We start from the raw sequence: 17,791 nt of genomic DNA, 5'->3' as shown, positions 1-17,791 counted from the left end.
CGACAACGGCACGCAGCGGCTCGCCGGGCCCGGGCTCCAGGTGCCGCAGTTTCAATTGAAACTGCGATCCGCACGCACGGAGATCCGCAGTTTCAATTGAAACTGCGGATTCACCGGCCGGACCACCGGTGCCAGCGGGATCAGGATTCGGGGGTGGCGGTGCGGTCCAGGTCGCGCACCAGTTCGCGCAGCTCCAGCAGGCCGATCGCGCCCTCCGGTTCCCGTTCCGCGGTCTCCACCCGGCCCAGCCGGTCGGCCGCCAGTCGCTCACCGAGGGTGGCGTCCAGCGGCAGGAAGGTCAACGCCCGGCGCGCCTTGTCCTCCAGGGCCTTGAACCCGGGGTGGTAGACGGCCACGTCGACCACGCCTTCGGCCTCGTCGACCTGGGCGGCCACCCGCACCTCGCCGAGCGGGTACTTCTCGCCGCGCAGGTTCACCGTGACCTCGGTCGGGTCGGGCACCGGGGGCACCGAGTCGTGGTACTCCCACAGCGTGTCCTGCGTCGGCGCCGCCGCGATCCAGGCGTCGGTGTAGGGCCGCAGCTCGGGGTCGGCCTGGCCGCTGAGCACCAGCGCGTACACCGCCTGCTCGCCGTGCTCGATGGCGAAGGTCAGGTTCGGGTGCACCGCGGCCACCATGTCGGCCACCAAATTCTCGACGCGCTGCGGCTCGCTGTCGCCGAGCGCGGAGGCGAGCTCGGGCAGCAGGTCGTCCCACCGCTGCCAGAAGACCTCGGCGCGAGCAGCGGCCTCGGCGTGCACGTCGACCGGTTCGGCGGCGTCTTCAGCGGCACGGCGGCGGAGGAACCTGAACATGCCCCCATTGTGCCGGTCGGGTCGCGCGACGCGTGGCCGAATGGGTGCAGTCGCTGGACTGTGCGGTCACTCGGCCAGTTCGGCCGCGACGAGGCCCGCCAGCTCCCCGATCTCCACGCCGCGCACCTGCCGCGCCGCGCCCAGCACCCCGGCCAACGCGGTGAGTGGGTCGCTGTGCGTCGCCAGGCGCACCGCTTCCGCCGCCCGCAGGTGTGTGCGGGTCTTGCTGAACGGGCGGCTGCGGACGCTCTGCCAGGACAACTCCCGCACCGCGGCCGCGAGCTCGGCCTGGTCGACCGGGGAACCGGTGCTCAAGCAGCACGTGGTGCGGCGCAGCACCGGGTGGTCGACGCAGTCGGCGGTGAGGACCACCTGCCGCGCGATGACCGCCGCGGCCCGCCGCAGTGGCCGCTCACCGGCCGCGCACAGCGCGGAGATCAGCTCCGGCGGGTACCCGGCGACGTGCTCCAGCGGGTCGGCGACCGGCACCAGGTCGTCCGGCCAGGGCGCGACGGGGAAGGTCCGCAGCCGCCCGGCCAGCCAGCCCGGCCCCGGCGGCAACCCGGTGATCCGACCGGCCAGCGCCAGCATCAGAGCCACCGGATCGGCCTGCGACCAGGGCAGATCACCGCGGAGCTCTTCGAGCCCGTCGGGATCGGTGCCCTCCCGGAACTCCGGGAGCACGGCTTCGAACGCGGTGCGCAGCTCGCCGCGCGCGGCGTGCGAGAAGCGGGTCAGCCCGCTGCCGTCCCAGAACACCGAGACGGCCTCGGTCTCCGCGGCTCGCCGCAGCACTTCCGGCCGCCGCCCCTGCTGCCCGCCGTCCTCGATGACCAGCACCCAGTCGCCGACCTGCTTGAGCGCGACCATCGGGTGCTTCTCCTGGTGGGCGAAGGCCTCCTCGCAGAACTCGTCGACGTCGAGCTCCCGCCCGAACCCGGCGACCGCCCCGAACGCCTCGGCCACCCGCTCGAGGTCGCCACCGCGCACGAGGGTCAGGCACGCAGCTTCCTGGATGATGCTGCGCCGAACCCACCCGGCGCGCTCGATCTCGCTGACGCAGTAGCTGCCCACGTCCCCTTCCTACCAGCGTACGAAGGCCCTCACCGGCGAATCGGGAAAAGACGCACCCGCGCGGTGCCCCGGTCCCCGGCCCCGGTCCACAGAGGACTCCCCTCGGTGGCGGCAAGTTGCGCCACTTGGTCCACGACGATCGTCGGTCCCCGACCCGGGGGCGGTTGCTACTGGTCTGATTCGTCGGCGAAGAGCTTGGCCAGGTCGTTGGTGAGTGCGATCGCTCGCCGGGCCCAGGCCGGGGTGGCTCCGGCGAGGCCGCAGGTCGGGGTGGGGACGCTGCGCTCGGCGAGGGCCCTGCGGGCGAAGCCGAGGCGGGAGGCCAGGTCGAACGCCGGTTGGGCGAGGGTGCGCAGGGCCGCGTTCGCCGGTTCGGTGCTGGGGACCAGGCCGAGGAACAGGGTGGTCCCCTCCTCCCAGGCTTCGCCAAGTTCGTCGGCGAAGGCACCTGAGACGTCACCGAGCCCGGAGGCGTCCAGCGCGATCGCACCCGCACCGGCGCGGCGCAGCAGCGCGACCGGGGGCCGCTTGGCGCAGCAGTGCACGATCACCGGTGAACCCGTTGCCGACGCGAGCTTTTCGACCACCTCGCCGAGCAGGCGCTGCGCGTCGGGTTCCGGGACAGCGGGCACCTTGCCGTAGCCGGAAGGCGTCGGCAGGGCACCGGCGAGCACTGCGGGCAGCGACGGCTCGTCCAGCTGCACCACCACGCGGGAGCCGGTGCGGCTGGCCACCTGCGACACGTGCTCGCGCAGTCCTTCGGCCAGCGACTCCGCGAAGTCGCGCAGCGCGCCGTGGTCGGTGAGCACCCGGTGGCCCCGGTGCAGCTCGATGCCCGCCGCCAGCGTCCACGGGCCCGCCGCCTGCACCTTCACCGCGCGGGGCGCGCCCTTCTCCGCAACCGCCTGCTCCAGGGCGTCCAGGTCCCAGCGGAGCAGGTCGACGGCGCGCTGCTGGTCCCGGCCCGGGCGCCCGGCGACCCGGTAGCCGGAGGGCACGACCTCGACGGCCAGGTCCACCAGCAGCCCCGCGGTCCGGCCCAGGACGTCGGCACCGACACCGCGGGCCGGGAGCTCCGGGATCGGCGCCAGGTCGGGCAGCTCCCCGACCACGGTGCGCGCGGTCTCCACCGGATCGGTGCCGGGCATCGACCCGATGGTGGTGGCGGTCCCCGGGCCCCAAGCTGCGTCAGTCACCCCGCCATTATCGACAGCCCGCACCCGTCGCACCGACCGGCGTCCCGGAGCGCTCAGCCGCTGAGGCGGTCCCGCAGGACCCGCTTGAGGAGCTTCCCGGAGCTGTTGCGCGGCAGGTCGTCCAGGAAGTGGACCTCCTTGGGCATCTTGAACCCGGCCAGCCGCCCGCGGGCGTGCGCGAGCAGCTCCGCCTCGGTCACCTCGCCCTTGGTCACCACGACCGCCGCGATCCGCTCGATCCACTTCGGATCGGGCACCGCGACCACCGCCACCTCGGCCACCGCCGGGTGCCCGTAGAGCGCGTCCTCCACCTCGCGGGAGGCCACCAGCACCCCACCGGTGTTGATCACGTCCTTGATCCGGTCCACCACGAAGACGTACCCGGCCTCGTCGCGCCGCACCAGGTCACCGGAGTGGAACCAGCCGCCGCGGAACGCCTCGGCGGTCTCCTCGGGCTTGTCCCAGTACCCGGTGCACAGCTGCGGCGACCGGTAGACGATCTCGCCGGACTCCCCCGGCGGGACCTCCTCGCCCTGCTCGTCGACGACCTTCGCCTCCACGAACAGCACCGGCCGCCCCGCCGAGTCCGGGCGCTCGTCGTGCTCCTCCGGGCGCAGCACGGTGGCCAGCGGCGCGATCTCGGACTGCCCGAAGCAGTTGTAGAAGCCGAGCTCCGGCAGCTGCTCCCGCAACCGCCGCAGCACCGGGCCGGGCATGATCGAGGCACCGTAGTAGGCCTTGCGCAGCGACTCCAGGTCCCGCTCGGCGAAGTCGGCGTGGTTGGCCAGCGCGACCCACACCGTCGGCGCGGCGAAGAACGAGCTGATCCGCTCGTCCTGGATGCGCCGCAGGACATCGCCCGGTTCCGGCACCTCCACCAGCCGGTTGGTGGAGCCGATCATCAGGTTCGGCAGCAGGAACACGTGCATCTGCGCGGAGTGGTACAGCGGCATCACGTGCAGCGGCCGGTCGTCCTCGGTGAAGTCCAGCGCGGCCAGGCAGGACAGGTACTCGTGCAGCAGCGCGCGGTGGGTCATCATCGCGCCCTTGGGCAGCGACGTCGTGCCCGAGGTGTAGAGCAGCTGCACCAGGTCGTCGTCGGAGACGTCCACGTCCAGCTCTGGGACCGGACCGGCGCTGCACTGCGCGAGCAGCGAGTTCTCGTCGTCGCGCAGCGGGAGCACGTGCTCGACCGCGGTCTCGGCGCGGACTTCGTCGAGCTTGCCCGCCAGCGCCGGGTCGACCAGTGCGGTGCTGCTGCCCGACTGCGCCAGCAGGTAGGCGAGTTCACCGGAGGTCAGGTTGTAGTTGATCGGCACGTGCACCAGGCCTGCCCGCGCGCAGGCGAGGAAGCCGATCAGGTAGGCGTCGGAGTTCTTGCCGTAGGCCGCGATCCGATCGCCCTTGCGCGCGCCCGCGGCCAGCAGCAGCCCGGCGGCGCGGGTGACCGCGTCGTCGAGCTCGGCGTAGGTCCACTCCGCCTCCCGCCCGGCGCTGTCGACGAAGCGCAGCGCGACTCGATCCGGGACCCGTGCGGCGCTGCGGCGCAGGACGTCGGCAACGGTGCTGGCGCGAAGATCGGACATGGGACCTCCCAGTCGACGCGGGTGATCCCAGACACTAACCGCGCGGTGCGCCCGCTTTCCAGAACTCGCGCAGCGCCGCGTTGACGAGGTCGGGTCGCTGGCTGTGCGGCCAGTGCGAAGCACCGTCCACCCGCAGCAGTTCCGCGCCGATGCGCTCCGCGGTGACCCGCGCGCACTCCATGATCGGTTCGCCGCCGTGCTCCCGGTAGGCCTGCGGCGCGCCCTCCCAGGTGCCGGTGACCACCAGCCTCGGGAACGCACCGAGCCGGTCGAGCGGGATCTCCGCCTCCCAGGCCGGGAACTCGTTCAGCGCGGTCCGCGTGGCGCGTGCCAGCTCGGGGGTCGGCTCGGGTGCCTCGAACCCCACCGACTCGAAGTTGAGGCGCACCAGGTCGGCGTCCGAGAGGTCCGGCGGCACCGAGGCGACAGCCGCCCGGTTGCGTTCCAGCGCGGCGGCGACCAGCAGCGCGTCAGCAGCGACCTGGAAGCAGGCGGGCTCGATCAGTGTCAAGGACCGCACTGACTCCGGCGCACGCGCCGCGGCGAGCAGCGCGACCACACCACCCGAGGAGTGCCCGACCAGGTGCGCACCGCCGTCGAGCAGCTCGGCGATGTCCTCGGCGTCCTGCCCGTAGTCGCTGCGCTCGACGTCCGGGCTGCCGCCGTAGCCGCGCCGGTCCGGCAGCACGAGCCGGAAGTCCTCGGCGAGCGGGAGCTGCGCGCCGAAACCGAACGCGTCGTGCGTCGCCCAGGAACCCGAGCCGTGCACGAGGACCGCACGCTCGCCGCTTCCCCGCTCGGTCACGTGAATCGCTGTCATGCGGTGATCATGTCGCCGCCGCCAGCGGTCCGGCAAGGTCAGCTGCGCAGCGCCGCGATCGCCGCCGCCAGCGCCGCGTCGCGGAACTCCTCCACCGGGCCCTCGGTGAGCGCGCAGTCCTGCAGCCCGCCGATCGCCACCGTCGCCTTGGCGATCTGGGCGGGCGTGGCGTCCTCACCCACCAGCACGTGGTAGGTCTGCTCGCGCCAGCTGAGCATCTGCTCCATCAGGTCGAGCTGCGCCAACGCCGAGACATCCCGGATGACCAGCTCGAACACCTGCCGGTGGCGCAGCACGACGTCGAAGTAGCCGGCCAGGAACTGCTCGGGCTCGCGCCCGCGGCTGGCGGCGAGCACCTCCCCGACGTCGTCGAGCAGCGGTTGCACGATGCCGCGCACCAGGTCCGCCTTCGACGGGAAGTGGTAGTACAGCGCGGCTTTGGTGATGCCGAGCTGCTCGGCGACCTCGCGCAGGCTGGTCTTCTCGAACCCCTGGCGGGCGAACAACTCGGCGGCGACCGCGCGGATCTCCGCGCTGGTGTCGACCCGTGTCCTCGGCATCGGCGTCCTCCTCCGCGGGTGATCCTAGTGCTTGCCGACCGGTAAGTTACTTGCCGACCGGTAAGCAACGGTCTAGCGTGGCCGCCATGACCGACGCCCCCGCGCCCCTGGTCGGTTCCTCCTCGCTGGGTCCAGCGCTGCGAGTGGTACCGGAGGACCGCCGCCGTTCCGCCGCTACGAACAGGAGAGGCGAAACTTCGTGATCCTGCACCGCAAAATCCTCACCGACGGCGCGAAGGAACTGTGGCTGCGGATCCAGCTCCGCCGACACCTCCCGAAGACCGCAGCCCCGCCCAGGAGAATCGACCGAGCGGACGTAGCCTTCAGCCTCCCGGGCCACGTATGAACCACACCTACCGAACCGCGCAAGGCCAGAAGGCGATCGAGCGGTGGTGCACCGATCAGCTCGACGCGTGGGCCACAGCGCATCAGCGCGACCTGATCACCGCCAACGGCGCCGCGACGCACCTGACCATTGCTGGCAGTGGACCTCGGACAGCTGTCTTCGTGCCCGGGACGAACCTCTGCTCGGCCAGCTGCCTGCCGCTGGCCACCGCCCTCGCTGCCCGCTGCCGCGTGGTCCTGGTCGACATCCCCGGCCAACCTGGTCTCAGCACCGGTCGGCGAATCCCCGCACCGCAGCGGAACTCCTGGTACGGCCGGTGGCTGGCGGACGTGCTCGACCAAGTCGCCAAACCCGGGGTCGTGGTCGTCGGTCACTCGCTGGGTGCGGCGATCACGCTGGCCACCGCCTCGCCGCTGGTCTCGCGGCAGGTGCTGCTGTCCCCCGGCGGCCTGGTCCGGGCCCGGATCACACCCGGGATCCTCGCCGCGTCCTCGTCATGGCTGCTCCGCCGCCGCGCTGCCGACAGCGCGCGGTTGCTGGCCACGATGCTCGCACCGGACCAGGTCCCCCGCCCGGAGCTGGTGGAGTGGATGACCTTGGTCGCCCGGCACGTGCGCTCGAGCTTGGACCCCGCCCGCGCGGTGGTGGCGGACCAGCGGGTGCAACGCGCGGTCGTCGTCGGCGACCAACGACCGCTACTTCCCCAGCCGCCCGCTGGCCCGCGCCGCCCGGCGCGACCTCGGCCTGCCACTCGACGTCGTCCCCTCGGCGGGACACCTGCTCACCGAAGAACATCCGGACCACCTGGCTGGGCTCATCACGGCGGAGGGCGGCCACAGGTGATCGAGGCGTGGTCCGTCAGCGGGTGGTGGTGATGATTCCGCTGCCCAGGACCACGTCGCCTTCGGTGTCTGGGCGGTAGAGGACGATCGCTTGGCCTGGGGCCACACCGCGCAGCGGCTGGCGGAGGTGGACCTGGATGCCTTCGCCTTCGGCTTCGGCGACCGCTTCCGCGGTGCCTCCGTGGGCTCGGACCTGGATCACGCACTCCGTTGGGCCGAGGAGGGGTTGTTCGGACGGCCAGATCGGGCGCTTGGCGTCGATCTCGGTGACCGACAGGCGCTCCGCCGCGCCGACCTTGACCGTGCCGGAGACCGGCTCCAGGGACAGGACGTAGCGGGGGCGGCCGTCCGCCGCTGGGGCGTCGATGCCCAGGCCCTTGCGCTGGCCGATGGTGAAGCCGTGGACGCCGGTGTGCTCGCCGAGCACCGCGCCGGTCTCGGCGTCGACCAGCTTGCCCGGCTGCTGGCCGAGCTTGGTCTCCAGGAACTTCTTGGTGTCGCCGTCCGGGATGAAGCAGATGTCGTGGCTGTCCGGCTTCTCGGCCACCGCCAGGTCGCGCTCGGCGGCCTCCGCCCGCACCTCGGACTTCAGCGAGTCGCCGAGCGGGAACATCGAGTGCCGCAGCTGCTCGGCGGTCAGCGAGGCCAGCACGTAGGACTGGTCCTTGCCCTCGTCGCGGCTGCGGCGCAGCTCCGGCACGCCGTCCACGACGGACAGCCGGGCGTAGTGGCCGGTGCAGACCGCGTCGAAGCCCAGCGCCACCGCCTTGTCCAGCAGCGCCTCGAACTTGATCTTCTCGTTGCAGGTCAGGCACGGGTTCGGGGTGCGGCCCGCGGCGTACTCGCCGACGAAGGTCTCGATGACCTCCTCGGTGAACCGCTCCGCGAAGTCCCACACGTAGAACGGGATGCCCAGCAGGTCAGCGGCGCGGCGGGCGTCGCGGGAGTCCTCGATGGTGCAGCACCCGCGCGCGCCGGTGCGCAGCGTGCCGGGCTTGGCCGACAGCGCCAGGTGCACCCCGACGACGTCGTGCCCGGCCTCCACCGCCCGCGCCGCGGCAACCGCGGAGTCCACCCCGCCGCTCATCGCTGCCAGTACTCGCACGCCTCACACCTCCGTGGCGGTGGCCGTCCGCCCCGCCGAAGATCGGCGCAACCCGGCCAGACCGGCGCTACGCGCTCGTCGCACCACCGGCCCGATGGCCTCGGTGAGTGCCTGTACATCGGCCGCCGTCGAGGTGTGCCCCAGCGAGAAGCGCAGCGAGCCCCGCGCGGCCTCCGGGTCCGCCCCCATCGCCAGCAGCACGTGGCTGGGCTCGGAGACCCCGGCGGTGCACGCCGACCCGGTGGAGCACTCGATGCCCTTGGCGTCCAGCAGCATCAGCAGGCTGTCGCCCTCGCAGCCGGGGAAGGTGAAGTGCGCGTTGCCGGGCAGCCGCGACGGCCCGCCACCGACTGCGCCCTCCCCGGGGTCACCGTTGAGCACCACGTCCGGGACCACCCCGCGCACGCCGCGGACCAGGTCGTCGCGCAGCTTCGCCAGCTGCGGCGCGTGGGCCCCGCGGGCGTCGACGGCTTCCCGCACCGCGGCGGCCAACCCCAGCACGCCGGGGGTGTCGAGCGTGCCGGAACGCACCTCGCGCTCCTGACCGCCGCCGTGCAGCACGGGTGTGCACTTGACGTCCCGGCCCAGCAGCAGCACGCCCACCCCGTACGGGCCGCCGACCTTGTGCCCGGTCATGGTCAGCGCGGACACGCCGGAGGCGGCGAAGTCCACCGGCAGGGTCTCGACGGCCTGCACCGCGTCGGTGTGCAGCGGCACCCCGTGGCGGTCGGCGAGGGCGGCCAGCTCGGCGACCGGGTTGACCGTACCCACCTCGTTGTTCGCCCACATGACGGTGGCCAGCGCCACGTCGTCCGGGTTCTCCGCCAGCGCCGCCTCGAACACCTCCGGCCGCACCCGGCCGTGCTCGTCGGCGCGCAGCCAGGTGACCTCGGCACCCTCGTGCTCGGCGAGCCACTCGACGGCGTCGAGCACCGCGTGGTGCTCCACCATCGAGGCGAGGATGCGGCGGCGCGCCGGGTCAGCGGCCCGGCGGGCCCAGAAGATCCCCTTGACCGCCAGGTTGTCGCTCTCGGTGCCGCCCGCGGTGAACAACACCTCGGACGGCCGGGCGCCCAGCGCGTCGGCGATGTCCTCGCGTGACTCCTCCACCGCGCGCCGGGCCCGACGCCCCGAGGTGTGCAGCGACGAGGCGTTGCCGGTTCGGGTCAACGCCTCGCTGAGCGCCGCGACCGCCCCCGGTCGCATGGGCGTGGTGGCAGCGTGGTCGAGGTAAGTCATCGCCCGTCCAGGGTAATGCAGGCCGACTGCTGGTCAGGACGTCCGGTTGCCAGTGGCACGCCACAGCCCCGCAGCGGCCAGTCCCGCCACCACCAGCAGCGCCAGCTCCAGCGGCGCGACGCCCGCGGTCGGGTTCCCCGGGGTGGCGAGCGCGGCGACCACCACACCGGCCAGACCGACCAACGCGGCCTGGCCGAGCATGTCCGAGATCTGCAGCGCGGACGAGTTGAATCCGCGATCGCCCTCCTCGGACAGCGCCAGCACCCGCACCGAGGTGCTGGAGATCCCGATGCCCACCCCGCACCCGGCCACGAACCAGCACGCGAAGACCAGCCAGTGCGGCCCCCACGCGGGCAGGCTCAGCGCGAGCCCACCGGCACCGGCCCCGATCAGCGCGAACCCGACCGCAACCACGCGCTCGCGCCGCAGCTCCCGCTGCCTGCTCTGCCACAGCGCCCCGGTGGTCCAGCCGAGCGAGCCGACCGTCAGCGGCAACCCCGCCGTTGTCGGCGAGTAGTGGTGCACCACGGTCAGCGCCAGGGGCACGAACGCCTGCGCGGTGAAGAACAGCCCGGAGAGCAGGCCCCGGGAGAGCACCATCACCGGAATGCCCGGGCGAGCGCGCAAGGTGCCCTTGGACAGCAGCAGGCGCAGCGAGGGCACCAGCACCACGACCCCGGCCAAGCCGACGAGCAGCGCCACCACCGTCAGGTCCTGCGCGGCCCAGTTCAACGCCACGACACCGCCTGCCGCACCCACCGCGGCCAGCGGCAAACCGGGCCGTGGTGCCGGAGGTCCCGCCGAACGCGCGCCGAACCGCCGTGCCGTGGGAACCAGCATCACGGTGCCCAGGCAAACCAGCGGAGCCAGCCCGAGGAAGACCCACCGCCAGCTCGCCTGCTCGGTCAGCGCCCCCGCCACCACCGGACCGACCAGCGCGGGCACCACCCACGCCGAGGACAGCGCACCGAACGCGGCCGGGCGGTGCTCCTCCGGGAAGACGCGGGCGATCATCACGTACAGCGCGACGATCAGCACCCCGCCGGCCAATCCCTGCAGCACCCGCGCCACCAGCAGGACCAGCATGTTCGGCGCGAAACCGGCGACCAGCAGCCCGACCGCGAAGGTGGGCAGGGCCACCAGCAGCGGCACCGCCGGGCCGCGGCGGTCGGACTGGCGGCCGCCGATCACCGTCCCGAACGCGCTCGCGGCCAGGAAGACGGTGAACGGCCACGCGTACCAGTGCTGCGCATCGAGCTCGGCGACGATCGTGGGCAGCGCGGTGCCCAGCCCCATGGCCTCGAACGCCACGAGTGTGATGACCAGGACCAACCCGGCGGTGAAGGTGCGACGTTGCGGATTCCAGAGAGCGCTGCGGGACACCTCGGCAGTAGCCACCAGCCCACCCTGCAACCTCAACCCTGCTGCAAGTCCACCTGTTCTCGCGAATCGACCCCTTCAGAGCAACGTCACGCGGCGAGCCCGTGGCTGGGCCGCTCGACGCGGTGCCCGTGCGCTGCCCCGCTGGCCGCCGCGATCAACTCCTGCGCCCGCCTGGCCAGCTCCCGCCGATCGCTGCCGCGCAGTTCGGGCAGCACGACCAGCTCGACCACCAGCCCCCGCGCGCGGGCGACGGCCAGCACCGAGCTGACCAGCGTCGCCTCCCCGAGGAAGGCCGCCGCCGTGGTGAGCTGCCCGGTCCGGTCGCGGAACCGCAGCGCCACCGGCTGCATCCGCGCCCCGGCGTCGACCGCGGCCTGGAAGACCGCGGGCCGGAACGGCCCGATCGCCCGCCCGCACCAGGTGGTGCCCTCCGGGAAGGCGCCGATCACGGCACCGGCGCGCAGCTCGTCGGCGATGGTGCGCACCGAGCCGGGCAGCGCCGACAAGCGTTCGCGGTCGATGTAGACCGTGCCCACCCGACCGGCCAGCGGGCCCAGCAGCGGCCACGACCCGACCTCCACCTTGGCCAGCATCCGCATCGGGCACAGCACCTGCAGCGCGACGATGTCCAGCCACGACACGTGGTTGCAGATTACCAACGCACCGCCACCGGGCATCCCGCCGTAAAGCACCATCCGGACGCCCAAGGCGCGCAGCAGCGTCCGGAACCACGCCACCAGCGCCTGCCGCCTGCGCACCGTCCCGAGCGCCGGTAGCACCAGCGCCAGCACGCACCCGCTGACCAGCAGCGCGACCACCCCGCTGAGCCGGAGGGCCAGCCGCAGCAGCCCGACCTCGCTGTCACGATCGCGTGGCGGCAGGCACTGGTCACCGCACGGCGACACCGGCATCCACGGGTGGTTCATGCCGCCTCGCCCAGGAAGAACCGCAGGTAGCGCTGGTCCGCGCGGTCGAGGTCAAGCAGCACGAAGAAGTCGGCGACGTCGAAGTCCGGGTCGTGTGCGGGCCGCCCGCACACCTGGGCGCCCAACCGCAGGTACCCCCTGAGCAGTGGCGGGAGCTGCGCGCGACCGGTCACGGCGAGCGGCTCCCAAGGCCGGTGCGGGACCACGCGGTGCTCCTCGGACGCGTAGTGCTTGGCCGACACCGCGTTCCACACGTGCGACGCCAGCACACCACCGTCGTCGAGCGGCACGGACGCGCACCCCGCGAGCACCCGGTGCCCGTGCAGCAGCATGTACCGCGCGATCCCCGTCCACACCAGGCCGATCACCGCCCCGTTGCGGTGGTCCGGGTGCACGCAGGAGCGCCCGGCCTCCACCAGCGAGGAGCGCAGCGGGGCCAGCGCGGAGAGGTCGAACTCGGTTTCCGAGTAGAGCATCCCGGCAGCCGCCGCCCGCTCCGGCGGCAGCATCCGGTAGGTCCCGACGACCGCCCCGGAGTTGTCCTCGCGGACGATGAGATGGTCGCAGTGGTCGTCGAAGGCGTCCCGGTCGAGACCGAACTCCCGACCGGTGACCGTGGCCCCCATCTCCTCGGCGAACACCTGGTACCGCAGGCGTTGCGCGGCGTGCACCTCGTCGGAGGTTCGGGCGACCAGCAGCGAGTAGTGGGCTTCGGCCGCCGCGCTCGGCGCGGCGCTGGCCAGCAGCTGCGTCTCGGACATGCCGCAGGTGTACCGCCGCGCGGCGAACGGCCAACACACCGGACGAGGGCACGGCGCCGGAACTTCCGGTGAACCCCTGGTGCGGGAGGCAAGGGCTGCCCCGAACGGCCGGTTGCCGCGCAACCGGCCGACCGGATCACCGGGGGAAGGCAGCCACCGCGCGCTCCAGCACCGAGGCCGGGCTCGGCTGGGTCGCCATCTCCTCGCGCACCTCGCGCGCGGCAGCGGCGAACGCGGGCTCCTCGAGCAGCTCGCGGACCGCGGAGCGCACCGCCTCGACGTCCACTGTGGTCGGATCGTGGGAGAGGCCGACACCGCGCTTGACGACGATCTCAGCCGACATCGGGTTGTCCGCGAAGGCGGGCAGCACCAGCTGCGGCACGCCGTGGTGCAGCGCGGCCGCCGTGGTCCCCGAACCACCGTGGTGGACCAGCAGCGAACTGGTCGGCAGGAACGCCGACAACGGCAGGAAACCCACCGCCCGCACGTTCTCCGGCAGCGGCGCGACATCGGCGAGGTCCGACTCCCGCCCGGCCAGCACCACGTCCGCGTCGAACTCGCCGAGCGCCTCGACGACCACGGACAGGCTGCTCGTGCCGGACACCACCGGCACCACGGTGCCGAGCGTGACGCCGATGCGCGGGCGCTCCTCCCGCCGCAGCGCCCACTCCGGCACCGGCGCTCCGCCGTTGAACGGCACGAACCGCATCGGCCACCACGGCAGGCCGTCCACCACGTCCGGCTCGTCGTCGACCAGCCCGCCCATGCTCGGCGGCCGCGGGTCGACCCGCGCGATCACCTCCGGCTTGCCGTCCGGGATGCCCAGCTGCGCCCGCAGCGCCAGGGACATCTCGGTGTCGGCGTAGAAGTTCCGCCCGGTGCTGGAGCTCCCGTCCCGCGACGACCAGGACACCCGGTTGCCGACCTCCAGCACCGGCACCCCGAGCGCCACCGCGCTGAGCGCGCCCGCCGGGTGGTCGGTGGTGTGCACGACGAGATCGGCGCCGAACGCCCGCCCCGCCTCGATGGTGCCCTGCGTCATCGTCAGCGTGAACAGCGAGAACGGTCCGCCGTCCTGGGGCATCTTCTCGTAGGCCGTGGTCAGGCCGCGCGCCGCGAGGAACCGCGCGAACTCGGGCGTCGGCTCCGCCTCGCGCGCGACGCGCATCAGCTCCCGCCACACGTCGTGGTCCGGCAGCACATCGGCCACCGGCAACCCGGCCCTCGCCCCGGCATCGACCATCTCACCGGTGGTGGCCAGCAGCACCTCGTGCCCAGCGGCCCGAGCCGCCCAGATCAGCGGCACGACCGGGAACGTCAGCCCGTAGCCGGGCGCAGTGGTGAACAAGATCCGCACGATGATCGAGCATGCCACCGCGCGCCACCCCCGCGCAGCCCATTTTGCGGCGCGCGGGGAACCTCCCGGCCGCACCCGGGCACCGGCTAGATTCCCGGGCATGCAGCGAACGACCGAGCGCGTGGACCTCTACACCGACGGCGCATGCAGCGGGAACCCCGGCCCGGGCGGCTGGGGCGTCGTGCTGCGCTACGGCGCCCACGAGCGGGAGCTCTACGGCAAGGACGCCGCTACGACGAACAACAAGATGGAGCTCATGGCGGTGATCGAGGGCCTCGCCGCCCTGACCCGCCCGGTGCCCGCGGTGCGCATCCACACCGACAGCACCTACGTGCTCAAGGGCATCACCGAGTGGATGCGCGGCTGGAAGCGCAACGGCTGGATGACCTCGGCCAAGAAGCCGGTCAAGAACGCTGACCTGTGGCAGCGCCTGGACGCCGAGTGCGCGCGCCACGGCGAGGTGCAGTGGGAGTGGGTGAAGGGCCACAACGGCCACCCCGAGAACGAGCGCGCCGACCGGCTCGCCTGCCGCGGCCGGGACGAGGCCCGGGCGGGCTGATGCGCGGAAAGGGCGGGCCGCACCTCGGTGCGACCCGCCCTCCAGGTTCCTCGCGCTCAGCCCTTGCGCTTGGTGACCTCCTCGGTCAGCTGCGGCGCGACCTTGAACAGGTCGCCCACGACGCCGTAGTCGGCGATCTCGAAGATCGGCGCCTCGGGGTCCTTGTTGACCGCGACGATCGTCTTGGAGGTCTGCATGCCCGCCCGGTGCTGGATGGCACCGGAGATGCCCAGGGCGATGTAGAGCTGCGGGGACACGGTCTTGCCGGTCTGCCCGACCTGGAACTGGTGCGGGTAGTAGCCGGAGTCCACCGCCGCGCGCGAGGCGCCCACGGCCGCACCCAGGGTGTCGGCGAGCTTCTCCACGACCTCGAACGACTCCGCCGAGCCCACACCACGACCACCGGAGACCACGATGCTGGCCTCGGTCAGCTCGGGGCGGTCCCCGGCCTCGGCGGGCTGCCGACCGGTGATCTTCGCGCCGGAGGCCGCCGGGACCTCCACCGACTCCACCGCCGCCGCACCGGAGGCCTGCTCGGCCTCGATGCTGCCCGGCAGCACGGTGATCACCGCGGTGCCCTTGGTGACCTTGGCCTTGGCGTCGTAGGTGCCGCCGAACAGCGAGTGGCTGCCCACGCCCTCGGCGTCGAGGTCCACGACCTCCGACAGCAGACCCGAACCGGTCCGGATCGCCAGCCGACCCGCGACCTCCTTGCCGTCGATCGACGCCGGAACCAGCACCGCCGCCGGGGACGCGCTGCTGACCAGGTTGGCCAGCACGTCGACCTGCGGCGTCACCAGGAACTGCCCGGCCTCCGCCGACTCCGCCGCGTACACCTTCGCCGCGCCGTGGGCGCCCAGCGACTCGGCCAGCTTGCCCGCGGTGCCCGGCTCGCCGACCACCACCGCCGACGGCTCACCGATCCGGCGCGCCGCGGTCAGCAGCTCGTAGGTGACCTTTTTGACCTCGCCGTCCACGTGATCGACGAGGACCAGAACCTCAGCCATGAAAACTATGCCTCCTCGAAAACCCGTGAACGACTCAGAGCAGCTTCTCGCCAGCCAGGAACTCGGCGACCTGCACGCCGCCCTCGCCCTCGTCGGTGACCTTCACGCCACCGGACTTCGGCGGCTTCGGCGCCGACTCGAGCACCTGCGAGGCGGCACCGGCCAGCCCGACCTCGCTCGCGTCGATCCCGGCGTCGGCCAGCGACAGCACCGCCACCGGCTTCTTCTTCGCGGCCATGATGCCCTTGAAGGACGGGTACCGCGGCTCGTTGATCTTCTCCGTCACCGACACGACCGCGGGCACCGCGGCCTCCACGGTGAACACGCCCGCGTCGGTCTCCCGCTCGATCTTCACGCTGGAGCCGTCGGTCTCGACCTTGCGCGCGTAGGTCAGCTGCGGCCAGCCGAGGACCTCGGCCACCATCGCCGGAACCGCGCCCGCGCGGCCGTCGGTCGACTCGTTGCCGGCGATGACCAGGTCGACACCCTCCACGGTGCCGATCGCCTTCGCCAGGGCGCGAGCGGTCGCCGGGGCGTCCGAGCCCGCCAGCGCCTCGTCCGAGAGGTGCACCGCCTTGTCGGCACCCATCGACAGCGCCTTGCGGATGGCGTCGGTGGCGCGGTCCGGACCCATGCACAGAACGGTCACCTCGCCGCCCTGCGCCTCCTTGATCAACAGCGCCTCCTCCACGGCGCGCTCGTTGATCTCATCCAAAACCGCATCGGCCGATTCGCGGTCCAACGTGTGATCCGCATCCTTGAGCTTCCGCTCGGAATACGTGTCGGGCACCTGCTTGACCAGGACGACGATGTTCATGGGCCCTCTTCGACCTCCTGCGGACTGACGACGCTCGCTGGCCCTCCAGCGGCTTTGCTTGCGGACCCGGCGCTGTGCGGTCCGGGTAGGTTGACCTTGCCATGCCCCTGTGGGAAAAGCACAGTGATGCCAACCACCGGTAATGTTACCGGCCGGTAGCCCCGGGGCAACCAGGCCCCACCCGTGACGGTACTCACCTTTTCCCACCTGGCGGGTGCGCCAGTGGTGCGGACCCGCCCCGGGGCAGATATGAAGAATGTTTACTACTTAGTAGCCTGACCGCATGAGGCAACGCGTCGCCATCGTGACGGACTCGACGGCTTCCATCCCGCTCGACGTCGCCGATCAGCTAGGCATCTCCATCGTCCAGCTGGAGCTCAAGGTCGGCGACGAGTACAACGACGAGCGCCGGGTGCCGCACGCGCAGCTGGCCCAGGCCATGCGCCAGGGCACGCCGGTGGCCACCGGGGAACCGCCGCCGCCCGCCTTCTTCTGGAACTACAGCGACGCGGTGGCCGCCGGGGCCGAGGCGATCATCTCGGTGCACATCTCCGAAGGCCTGTCCCGCACGTGCGACTCCGCCCGCATCGCCGCGGCGGAGATCGGCATCCCGGTCTACGTGGTCGACTCGCGGCTGGTCGGCCTCAGCCTCGGGTTCTCGGTGATCGCCGCGGCCGAGGCCGCGGCCTCCGGAGCCACCCCGCAGGGCGTGATGAGCGTGCTGGACCGGCGCCTGCGCACCACGATGCAGCTGCTGTACGTGGACACCCTCGAATACCTGCAGCGCGGTGGTCGGATCGGCCGGGCGCAGGCGTTCCTCGGGCAGGCCCTGTCGATCAAGCCGGTGCTGGCGCTCAAAGAAGGCGTGATAGACCAGCACGCCAAGGCGATCGGGGCCGAGCGGGCGTTCAAAAAGGCCGTAAGCACCGCCGTCGAGCGGGCTGGCAACAACCCGGTGGACGTCGGAGTCGAGCACTTCGAGTTCGCCGACCGCGCCAAGCAGGTGCTCGACGAGCTCCGCTCGCAGCTGCCCCAGGTCCGCCGCGCCACCGTGGAGGAGACGAGCGCGATCCTCGGCGCCCACGCGGGCCCGGGCGCACTCGGGGTGACCATCTCCCCCGCCTGACCTGCAGGCGCGGCACCGTCCTCGGCCGACGGGTCAGCGCCGCGCGGTCAAACGCAGTTCCACACCGGGTGAATCCGTTCTCCTCGGGCGGAATTCCGTTCATTCCGAAGGGTTTTCACCAAAATCGCCCCGCGGTTCCACTCCGTCGAGTGATGCAAACGGATGTTCGACTCCGGATACTCGATCTCGGGCAGCGCGAAGCGCACCGGTCCTGCCGGACCGCGCTGCACCGCTCACCCGAGGTCGAGCCCGGAAGGAACCCCCATGTCGTC

General features: G+C 72.3%; 17 protein-coding genes. 3 read left to right on the top strand and 14 right to left on the bottom strand.

Translation table 11 applies throughout. From position 1 onward, the window contains the following. Positions 1-140 precede the first annotated feature (140 nt). The 6 genes from ABT324_RS01485 to ABT324_RS01460 all read right to left on the bottom strand — a co-directional run bounded on the left by ABT324_RS01485 (position 141) and on the right by ABT324_RS01460 (position 6,051). Positions 141-815, bottom strand: a complete 675-nt coding sequence (locus ABT324_RS01485) for a hypothetical protein (RefSeq protein WP_351169767.1) — start codon at positions 813-815, stop codon at positions 141-143. Between the two features lie 66 nt (positions 816-881). After that, positions 882-1,889 carry a DUF6461 domain-containing protein gene (locus tag ABT324_RS01480; protein ID WP_351169764.1) on the bottom strand — a complete coding sequence of 336 codons (1,008 nt, stop codon included), beginning with the start codon at positions 1,887-1,889 and terminating at the stop codon, positions 882-884. 167 nt (positions 1,890-2,056) lie between these two features. Further along, the gene (locus tag ABT324_RS01475; protein WP_351169761.1) at positions 2,057-3,085 is read right to left on the bottom strand and encodes a methionine synthase; all 1,029 of its coding nucleotides are present in this window, start codon (positions 3,083-3,085) and stop codon (positions 2,057-2,059) included. Positions 3,086-3,138: 53 nt separating this feature from the next. Continuing rightward, positions 3,139-4,671: a fatty acyl-CoA synthetase gene (locus ABT324_RS01470; protein WP_351169758.1), complete on the bottom strand. Its 1,533-nt coding sequence runs from the start codon at positions 4,669-4,671 to the stop codon at positions 3,139-3,141. A 34-nt stretch (positions 4,672-4,705) separates the two neighbouring features. Continuing rightward, entirely contained in the window at positions 4,706-5,491 is a 786-nt protein-coding gene (locus ABT324_RS01465) for an alpha/beta fold hydrolase (RefSeq protein WP_351169755.1), read from the bottom strand. Between the two features lie 38 nt (positions 5,492-5,529). After that, positions 5,530-6,051, bottom strand: coding sequence for a TetR/AcrR family transcriptional regulator (locus tag ABT324_RS01460; protein WP_351169752.1), 522 nt, complete (start codon positions 6,049-6,051; stop codon positions 5,530-5,532). Positions 6,052-6,558: 507 nt separating this feature from the next. Between ABT324_RS01460 and ABT324_RS01455 the strand changes: the two genes are divergently transcribed. After that, complete coding sequence (locus tag ABT324_RS01455) at positions 6,559-7,272, top strand: alpha/beta hydrolase (RefSeq protein ID WP_351169749.1); 714 nt, start codon at positions 6,559-6,561, stop codon at positions 7,270-7,272. Here ABT324_RS01455 and mnmA read toward each other — a convergent pair. The 6 genes from mnmA to ABT324_RS01425 form a co-directional block, all read right to left on the bottom strand. Then, a complete protein-coding gene (mnmA, locus tag ABT324_RS01450) occupies positions 7,256-8,344 on the bottom strand; it encodes a tRNA 2-thiouridine(34) synthase MnmA (RefSeq protein WP_351169746.1) in 1,089 nt (362 codons plus the stop codon). The two genes, ABT324_RS01455 and mnmA, sit on opposite strands and share 17 nt — an antisense overlap. Positions 8,345-8,347: 3 nt before the next feature. Then, positions 8,348-9,583, bottom strand: coding sequence for a cysteine desulfurase family protein (locus ABT324_RS01445; protein ID WP_351169743.1), 1,236 nt, complete (start codon positions 9,581-9,583; stop codon positions 8,348-8,350). Between the two features lie 33 nt (positions 9,584-9,616). Continuing rightward, on the bottom strand, positions 9,617-10,981 hold the full coding sequence (locus tag ABT324_RS01440) for an MFS transporter (RefSeq protein WP_351169740.1): 1,365 nt from the start codon (positions 10,979-10,981) through the stop codon (positions 9,617-9,619). Positions 10,982-11,052: 71 nt separating this feature from the next. Continuing rightward, positions 11,053-11,892 (bottom strand): lysophospholipid acyltransferase family protein, encoded by an 840-nt coding sequence (locus tag ABT324_RS01435; protein ID WP_351169737.1) that lies wholly within the window; start codon positions 11,890-11,892, stop codon positions 11,053-11,055. Next, positions 11,889-12,653, bottom strand: coding sequence for a GNAT family N-acetyltransferase (locus tag ABT324_RS01430; protein ID WP_351169734.1), 765 nt, complete (start codon positions 12,651-12,653; stop codon positions 11,889-11,891). The genes ABT324_RS01435 and ABT324_RS01430 overlap by 4 nt, the downstream gene beginning before the upstream one ends. A gap of 136 nt (positions 12,654-12,789) precedes the next feature. After that, positions 12,790-14,010 carry a glycosyltransferase gene (locus ABT324_RS01425; protein WP_351169731.1) on the bottom strand — a complete coding sequence of 407 codons (1,221 nt, stop codon included), beginning with the start codon at positions 14,008-14,010 and terminating at the stop codon, positions 12,790-12,792. Between the two features lie 100 nt (positions 14,011-14,110). Between ABT324_RS01425 and rnhA the strand changes: the two genes are divergently transcribed. Further along, on the top strand, positions 14,111-14,569 hold the full coding sequence (gene rnhA, locus ABT324_RS01420) for a ribonuclease HI (protein WP_351169728.1): 459 nt from the start codon (positions 14,111-14,113) through the stop codon (positions 14,567-14,569). Between the two features lie 56 nt (positions 14,570-14,625). Here rnhA and ABT324_RS01415 read toward each other — a convergent pair whose 3' ends face one another. Together ABT324_RS01415 and ABT324_RS01410 are read right to left on the bottom strand one after the other, a co-directional pair. Beyond that, positions 14,626-15,576 (bottom strand): electron transfer flavoprotein subunit alpha/FixB family protein, encoded by a 951-nt coding sequence (locus tag ABT324_RS01415; protein WP_351169725.1) that lies wholly within the window; start codon positions 15,574-15,576, stop codon positions 14,626-14,628. Positions 15,577-15,610: 34 nt separating this feature from the next. Continuing rightward, positions 15,611-16,393, bottom strand: coding sequence for an electron transfer flavoprotein subunit beta/FixA family protein (locus tag ABT324_RS01410; protein WP_351169722.1), 783 nt, complete (start codon positions 16,391-16,393; stop codon positions 15,611-15,613). A 283-nt stretch (positions 16,394-16,676) separates the two neighbouring features. Between ABT324_RS01410 and ABT324_RS01405 the strand changes: the two genes are divergently transcribed. Continuing rightward, positions 16,677-17,519 (top strand): DegV family protein, encoded by an 843-nt coding sequence (locus tag ABT324_RS01405; protein WP_351169719.1) that lies wholly within the window; start codon positions 16,677-16,679, stop codon positions 17,517-17,519. Positions 17,520-17,791 lie beyond the last annotated feature (272 nt).

Source organism: Saccharopolyspora sp. NPDC000359, from assembly GCF_040300525.1.
GTDB lineage: Bacteria > Actinomycetota > Actinomycetes > Mycobacteriales > Pseudonocardiaceae > Saccharopolyspora.
Note: the sequence above shows the minus strand (reverse complement) of the source record. Positions and strands in the feature narration are given on the sequence as shown.